Origin of the sequence: Brasilonema bromeliae SPC951 (assembly GCF_012912135.1) — a bacterium.
GTDB lineage: Bacteria > Cyanobacteriota > Cyanobacteriia > Cyanobacteriales > Nostocaceae > Brasilonema > Brasilonema bromeliae.
Map to the genome: position 1 here is coordinate 1 of NZ_QMEB01000149.1, position 8,131 is coordinate 8,131.

Sequence of the window (8,131 nt, forward strand, 5' to 3'; positions counted from 1 at the left end):
TGCTCCACTTGGGGAGACCCCAAGACCGCACTGGCTCCCCTCCCGCAGCGCTGGTTTCACTGCTAGCAACATATGAAAGAAACACCATCCTCCTTCTTAAGAGTTCCCTTTTCCCTGTTAAGAGTTCCCTGTTCCCTGTATTTCTTAAAAGGTTGTATTGTGTTTTTACGGCAGCCAACGGGGATGAAATCCTACTAAGGGTAGCTGTTGTGGCTTGATCTCGTTGACTGCACTAGGATCTGAGATCGGCAATAAGGGTATTAACCACAAACTACTGGTCGCGATTGGCTGTCCTTCATCAGTTGTCAACATATTCGCTTGTGATGAGTCAGTGGGGGTTGTCTGCGGTACAACTTGGTCAAGTAACAACCCCAAACCATCAGGTGCTAAACTCATCTGTACATTTCGATGGTCGGGAGGCAAAACTAGCAGTGGTTTCTGTTGCATGGTTTTGAGGTCAATTGCCACTAAATATGGTTGTTCTTGATAGAGTTCCCCTGGTAAAAGCTGTGTTAACAAACAGTAAAGGGTGGGTGAAGCAGTATCAAACTGGCAACTGAGAATTGAACCTTTGGTGCGTAACAGTGGTTTTTGGACGCCTTGGTTCCTCAGCAAAAACAATTCTCGCGTGGAATCTGGATTAAACTTGACCATGACCGCTTGCAACCCATCCTGAGAGAAAGCCTCCACTAAACCAAACTCCGGAAAAAAATCTCGGGGCTTGCTGGCGTCTGCTTGGAGAGGTAATAGCCCTATTCCCTGACCTTGGGCTATTGCGACCTCTTGACTATCCGCCGTAATCATAAAGTCTCCTCCTGGTTGACTTTTCAGACGTTTAGGGGTTAGTTTTTCCTGAGAACTTTCGTTGTTTAGGGGCATAAACCACAGCCCAAAGTCACCTGGTTCATCTTTTTTTCCTCGTTGGATAACAAGAGTTTTTCCATCTGGCGATAAGTCAAATTTCAGATTTTGATATTCTTTGTTATCCAAAAGCAAATCAACTTTACCCAGTGCTTGTGCTGGTTTTTCAGATTTTGCAGAAATCCCTGTTGTCACAGTGTAAAGCTGAGTTGACAGTAAGTCTTGGTTTCCTACTTTGCGAGCAGAAAATAAAATTTTATCTCCATTTGGAAAGGGCTTAAAATCCATGACAACTAAGTCTTTGGGAGTGAGTACCATTTTTCGTTCTTGGCTTAGGTTGTAAAGAACTAATCGCCCCTTGTCTTGTTGGTCTGCCCCGATGTAAAGAATAATGCGATCGCGTGTGCGGAAACTTCCTGTAAAAGGCTGTATCTGTCTGTTTTTACCTTCTTTTTGGGAAAATTTATCTCTTGCTCCCTGCAACTGTACTTTGTACGTTGTTCCATAGGGGGCTGGTGTCAGAAGTGTGTAAACCATCCGCCGTCCTGCCCAACTCACTTTACCTGCTAGAGGCGGATCAATTTTGATGTTATCCTCTACGCTTTTTGAGTCCATTGGGCGACTGAAGGTGAGGGTAAAGGATGTGTCATCTGCTGCAATTTGTTGATTTTGCCAGCTAAAATGACGCACACTCGGCTTAACTGCATCACCCTGTAACATCAATAGCCCAATCAGAAAACTGAGGATGAGTATCAGTCCTATAGCAATACGATCTAAAGGTTGGAAAAAAATTTTACTCGTGGTCATTATTATCAGTTATCAATGATCAGTTATCAGTTATCAGTTAATATCTACGAATCAATAGGTTCGATTTAAACAATAGCAATCCTATATGAGTTGTGAGAATTATCGATTAGCAACAAGACGCCAAGGACGCCAAGAAAGAGAAGAGAAAATCTTACAAATGATTTAGGACTGCTAAAGGATTTTAACAATTAACAGAAAATTGATCACTGTTAACTGTTCACTGATAACTAGTAAGTATATGGATCTTTGGGTTGAGGAATTTTCTTCAAGGAAGTTGCATCGATGGTCAGTTGACGTTTATTTGCTAGGTTTTCCGTCACCATTTGTCCTTCGACTTCTAACCAGGTATCGGCTGGGTAATTATCACGACTCTCTTTGAGTTTTACAGGTAATCCTACGGGATAGGCATCTGCAGCACAACAAGTGATCACAAATCGTGCCAAGAACAAATGTTCTTTTCCTAAATCTGGTGGATGGATGACAAATCCCTGTACTTTGACTTTTTGTCCTGTATATGCGTCTGGTTCTGGGTAGACATTCAGCGTACGTACCCAACCTACCAGTGTTCGTTCTTCTAGAGGGCTGGAAGCGCGAAATGGTTGGGGTTGGGCGCGTTTTCCTTGGAGTTGATCGGGTGTTGTTTGGGGTTTAGCGCGTGTTGCTCCCATTAAATCTGTCACACCTCGTTGAAGCGCAGTTTGGCTGGCAAAAACGTGGGGTGTGATTATTAATCCTAAGATTGCTGCTGTTAACACTAAAGCACTGCTCCAACCGGGTGGAAATAAAGTCAGGTGCTGAACATTTGGGGCGATCTGACGACGCCGTTGCGAAAGTTGCTGTGTCTTGAAAAAAGCAATAGTTATCAAGCCAATAGCACCTACAATTGCTAACCAAAAGTAGTCGGGGTGAATTAGCAAGTTTAGCTTGTTAGTTAGCCAGTATTTTAGGATTAAAAGACCCCAAGCTGCAATTGCTAAGACATCCAGCCAAGGCAGTAATTTTTGATAACGATTTTGAGATTTTTTTTTGGAATTGAAGTCATTGGTCATTAGTTATTAGTCAATTGCTAAATGACGTGCAAATTGATGAAGAGGGTGAAACTGTGAAGTTATTAGTCGATTTTTAAATGACATGCAAGTTGAGGTAGAGGGTGAATAAAAATGTTAACTGTGCCGCTAAAAAAAACAAGTAAATGATTGCTTTTGGTTTCAAAATTGATAACAATAAACCAATGCCTTTTATGTCAATCATTGGTCCAAATACCAAAAAAGCTAATAAGGAACCACTGGTAAAGGTTGAAGCAAAAGAAAGGGCAAAGAATGAATCAACTGTAGAACAAATTGACACCACTACAGCTAAGATCATCATGGCAGTGATAGAGCTAATTGGACCAGCCCCCAAACTGATGATAAATTCACGGGGCGTTAGTACTTGAATAGCAGCAGCAATAGCGCTTCCTATAACTAACACTGCTCCTAGTTCACGCAATTCTTGCACACAATTATCGACTAACAACCGCAGTTTATCTGGTAGGGGTTTACTGGGTTTAGAGGCTGGCATATTTGCTTGCAAAATATCCCCATCCATCCGTATGCTTTGTCCTGCTTGTCCTCCTAGCAAATATGTTCCAGACTGTAATAAAGTAGATCCAGTCGCTTCCTCCTGCTGAATGAATTGACTTCTGGTGCTGCGTTTGGGTTGTGGTTTTGCAGGTGGATTAAATTTTAGATAACGAGCGATCGCAGGCTGTACCACAGGAGCTAAATCTTTTTGAAAACCGAAGATAAAGGCGACGATAACTGCGATCAATAAAGAAAGTACGACTCGTAATACCACGATTTCTGGCTGATCGCGAAATGCTGTCCAAGTTGCCCAAATTACGATGGGGTTAACTGTTGGTGCTGCTAGCAGAAAGCCAATTGCTACTGGTATGGGGACTCCTTGCATCAGCAACCGTCGTGCTACTGGTACATTTCCGCATTCACAAACCGGAAATAAAAAGCCCACGAGACTACCGACTAATGCACCCAGAAACGGATTTTTGGGCATTTTTTCCACCAGTTTGCCTTCATCGACAAAAAACATTAGCAAACTAGAGAACAAAACCCCAAGCAACAAGAAAGGTATCGCCTCGACTAGCAAACTAAGAAAGAGAGTAAAACCATTGTTCAGTTGATTCATGTGTGTCGCTTATGAAAGCGGTGTTGAGTTTTTAGATTTTGCCAAGTCATTTTATGATGGAAACAAGTATTACTCATAGATTGCGATTATTCAAGAACACTCGAGTAACAATATTTTAGGTTGCTAATTACGATTTTTTATCTAGCCAATCTTCCGTTAAGCATGAGTCATGAGCAATTAGAGTCCTACATAGCTGTATATGCTTCCCTGTGTGCTCTTGGGTGAGCCGTAATTTCTAGATTGTCAGACTTCAAAATTAGTTCCAATTTGGGAGAGTCCGCATCTATTTGCACAATTGTAATTACGACATTTTCTTAGTCAAGGTAATTTTGCTTGATAGTATGTTATTCTTCGCCCATTGTCATAAGGGGTTCACAGTTTTTAAACATTTGGGGATCGCTATGGTAACGACTCATTTTGGGATATGCCTATTTTAGGTAATATCTCATGGGGGTGATGGATAAATAATTACTACAAAATTTTTAAAACTGCAAGACCAAAATGGAAGAAATATGGTAAGTCGCATTCTTGTAGACAGGTAGCAGTGAGACTGCGCGCAGGGAGGGTTTTTCTTGTGCAGCCTCTGCGCAATTCGCAGCCATGCCTACGGCATAGGATTATTTGTAGATAAGTGCTGACATAATTACTTTACTTGGTTCAAAATATCTTCTACCAGCCTATCTTAGTAACTTCGTCGCCTTTGTAACCAATCGACTTCAGTGCCTGATTGAACCGCTCTAAACCAACTTTCTTAATATCATCTACCATTTCACCAGAGCATGATGTAACCAAGCTTAGAGCCTTCATCATCTAATTGTTGAGCTTCCATGTAAGAGCGTGCTAATTTTCGGGCTTCAGTCATCGTTTCAGCGTCTTTAGCTGATACTCTATTTTTCGCGACACCTTGAGAAATAAGGTACTCAGAGGTTTTTTCCCGATGCCATAAATAATAAGGCGTATGCGTTCATTGGGCGTGATTTTTTCAAAGAAACCACCATCTTTAGCCATTTGACTAGGCTCACCATCTTTTTCGCGTAATCCGTATTGCTTGAGCAGATTACCGAATTTAACGGCTGATACTCCAAACTCTTGACCTAGTTCAGTTAAAGTTTTCCAAACTTTTCGGAAGTTGTTTTTCTTTACCACGATATAATCCTTTTGGGTAATAGTGTTCACCTCGACACTTATAATGAACCACCTATGTATAACCGATGATTAAGATGTGGGTAAATATTAGCGAATAGTTTTGCATCCTACTCTAGGCGCGGCTGTTGCTAACCTTATGCTATGAAAGAAGATATGGACTAATGTGAAAAGCTATATTTTTTCTAGTCGTATAATATTTTAATCTTCAAATGAGCAAGTCAGTTGTCATCAATCTGGGACACGGTAACTTGTGTCATGGATTTCCAAAAGTGACTATCCAATTGTGGACATTTAATCAACCGCTTCCAGAGCAATTCATCGGCTCGTTACCACCTGCACCAAAGTTGATTGAATTGTATCATAAATGGCAGCTAACCTATCATGGTTTATGTAAATCCGTGTATCTACGTTCTCGGTTGGCAGGGGAAAGGGAAGACGATGAACTGGAAATTGATGAAGCCGCTATAACCAACATCTCTAATGTTGAGTTTCAGGATTTATGTCAACAGTTACAAGAAAGTATGAATGCTTGGCTCAAATCCGAGGGAATTCTCAATACTAGCCGACAACTACGCACCTTACTAAACCCAACAGAAGAAATACGAGTCATTCTTGAAACTGATAATGAAATGATGCGGCGAATACCCTGGTATCGCTGCGATTTATTTAATGATTATCCACGTGCAGAAATAGCTTTATCTCAATCAGAATATAAACGCCGTGAATTGTTACAACCACAAGTTAATCGAAAAATAGTTAGAATCTTGGCAATTTTGGGGAACAGTGAAGGTATTAGTTTACAAGTAGAAAGTGAATTTCTCAAAAATTTGCCAGGTGCAGAACCTGTTTTTCTTGTCAATCCAACACGTCAAGAATTCAACACACAGCTTTGGGATTCTGCTGGCTGGGATATCCTATTTTTTGCTGGTCATAGTCACAGCGAAGGTGAAACAGGTCGAATTTATATTAACGAAAACAAGACAAATAATAGTCTGACAATTGAACAGTTAGAAGAAGCTCTGAAAGCAGCCATTGACAATGGTTTACGCTTGGCAATTTTCAACTCTTGTGATGGTTTAGGATTAGCAAATGCGCTACAAAAATTGAATATTCCCACAGTGATTGTAATGCGAGAGCCAGTGCCAAACCTCGTAGCACAAGAATTTTTTAAGTATTTTTTGCAAGCTTTTGCACTAGAACAACTGCCTCTACACCTAGCAGTGCAGCAAGCACGCAGAAAGTTACATGGTTTAGAAGATGACTTTCCTGGTGCTTCTTGGTTACCTGTTATTTGCATTAATCCTGCAGCAGAATCACCAACTTGGTTACAACTGAGTGATAAAACCCTTCATTTCCATTTTAATCAAATCCATTTCAATCAAAATACGAAAACAAGAGCCACCAGCAAACATCAGGACTGGGGAGAGGCGATTGATGCCTCAGTGTTTTACGGACGTACTGAAGAACTTACCACTTTAAGGCAATGGATTATTAAGGAAGATTGCCGACTCATTACTTTAATTGGTATGGGTGGGATTGGCAAAACAACTTTGTCTGTGAAGTTAGCACAGCTTTTGCAAGATGATTTTGAGTATTTGATTTGGCGAAGTCTCCGTAATGCGCCATCAATTCATGAGCTTTTGAGCGACTTAATTAACTTTTTTTCCAATCAACAGGAAACCGTTTTACCAGAAACTTTAGACGGTAAAATCTCTTGCTTAATAAAATACCTGCGCGACTCACGCTGTTTGTTAGTGCTAGACAATGGTGAGTCAATTTTATGTAGTGAAAAACGTGCCGGAGCATATCGACAAGGATATGAAGGATATGAGCAACTTTTCAAATGTTTGGGAGAAAGTAAACATCAGAGTTGCCTGGTGTTAACAAGTCGAGAGAAACCTAGAGGAATTAGCGTAAAAGAAGGTATCAACTCTCCTATTCGTTCACTGAGATTGTTTGGCTTAACACAAGCAGAAGGTCAGGCAATTCTGGCAGAAAAAGGTTTTTATGTATCAGAAGAACAATGTCGATCGCTTGTGGAGTATTATGCAGGCAATCCTTTAGCCTTAAAGATTGTCGCAACAACTATTGCGGAATTATTTGACGGCGATGCTGCTCAGTTCTTACAACAAGGCACAATTGTATTTGGGGATATTTCAGATTTACTAGAACAGCAGTTTAATCGGTTGTCAATTCTAGAACAACAGGTGATGTACTGGCTGACGATTAATCGTGAATGGATATCTTTTAAAGAATTACAACAAGACATGATTCCTGCTGTTTCACTACGAGATTTGTTAGAAACATTAGAATCTCTACAATCGCGTTCATTAATTGAGAAGAACTCAGGTAACTTTACCCAACAACCGGTGGTGATGGAGTATGTAATTGACCGATTCGTCGAAGAGATTTGCCAAGAAATTGAAACTGAAGAAATAGCATTATTTAATCGATGTGCATTCATCAAATCTCAAGCCAAAGATTATGTGCTCAATTCACAAATTAGGCTGCTCCTTAAGCCTGTAGCAGATAAACTATTGACCCTTTTTGGTCATCGAGAAAATATTCAAATTTACTTGAATCAGCTTTTGTCAAAACTGAGAACGTCTACCTTACAAAAACCAGGATATGCTGCTGGTAATATTCTCAATTTACTCTGGCAACTTCATGTAGACCTCAATGGTTATGATTTTTCTAACTTAACTGTTTGGCAAGCTTACTTACAGGGCATGAATTTGCATCGAGTCAACTTCGCTAACTCAGATTTAAGCAAGTCTACTTTTACTCGAACATTAGGAGGGATTTTATCAGCAACTTTTAGTCCAGACGGAAAGTTTTTGGCAACAGCTATTGATGATGAAATTATTTTGTGGGAAGTTGCAAACATTAAACAAATTATGACCTACAGTGGTCATACTTGTTGGGTGCAACCTCTTGCCTTTAGTCCAGACGGACAAATTTTAGCAAGTGGTAGCAACGACCAAACAATTCGGTTATGGAATATTCACACTGGACAATGTCTTAAAACACTGCGAGGTCATACAAGTTGGCTACAATCTCTTGCTTTTAGTCCAGACGGACAAATTTTAGCAAGTGGTAGCAACGACCAAACAATTCGGTTATGGAATATTCACAC

The 8,131-nt window shown here is 40.4% G+C and carries 5 protein-coding genes; 1 reads left to right on the forward strand and 4 read right to left on the reverse strand.

Translation table 11 applies throughout. The features are described 5' to 3' along the window. Positions 1–165 precede the first annotated feature (165 nt). The 4 genes from DP116_RS18135 to DP116_RS28620 form a co-directional block, all read right to left on the reverse strand. Complete coding sequence (locus DP116_RS18135) at positions 166–1,668, reverse strand: Ig-like domain-containing domain (RefSeq protein WP_169156505.1); 1,503 nt, start codon at positions 1,666–1,668, stop codon at positions 166–168. A gap of 227 nt (positions 1,669–1,895) precedes the next feature. Then, positions 1,896–2,717 (reverse strand): TIGR03943 family putative permease subunit, encoded by an 822-nt coding sequence (locus DP116_RS18140; RefSeq protein WP_169156506.1) that lies wholly within the window; start codon positions 2,715–2,717, stop codon positions 1,896–1,898. Positions 2,718–2,790: 73 nt separating this feature from the next. Then, complete coding sequence (locus DP116_RS18145; protein ID WP_169156507.1) at positions 2,791–3,849, reverse strand: permease; 1,059 nt, start codon at positions 3,847–3,849, stop codon at positions 2,791–2,793. A gap of 858 nt (positions 3,850–4,707) precedes the next feature. Next, on the reverse strand, positions 4,708–5,025 hold the full coding sequence (locus DP116_RS28620) for a hypothetical protein (RefSeq protein ID WP_211173359.1): 318 nt from the start codon (positions 5,023–5,025) through the stop codon (positions 4,708–4,710). Between the two features lie 179 nt (positions 5,026–5,204). On the opposite strand from DP116_RS28620, the gene DP116_RS29435 reads away from it, so the two are divergent. Further along, positions 5,205–8,131 (forward strand): CHAT domain-containing protein (locus DP116_RS29435; protein ID WP_169156511.1); only part of this gene is annotated, 2,927 nt, incomplete at its 3' end.

Coding starts and splice junctions, on each gene's coding strand:
- DP116_RS18135 (WP_169156505.1), bottom strand. CDS start 1,668: ATGACCACGAGTAAAATTTTTTTCCAACCTTTAGATCGTATTGCTATA.
- DP116_RS18140 (WP_169156506.1), bottom strand. CDS start 2,717: ATGACCAATGACTTCAATTCCAAAAAAAAATCTCAAAATCGTTATCAA.
- DP116_RS18145 (WP_169156507.1), bottom strand. CDS start 3,849: ATGAATCAACTGAACAATGGTTTTACTCTCTTTCTTAGTTTGCTAGTC.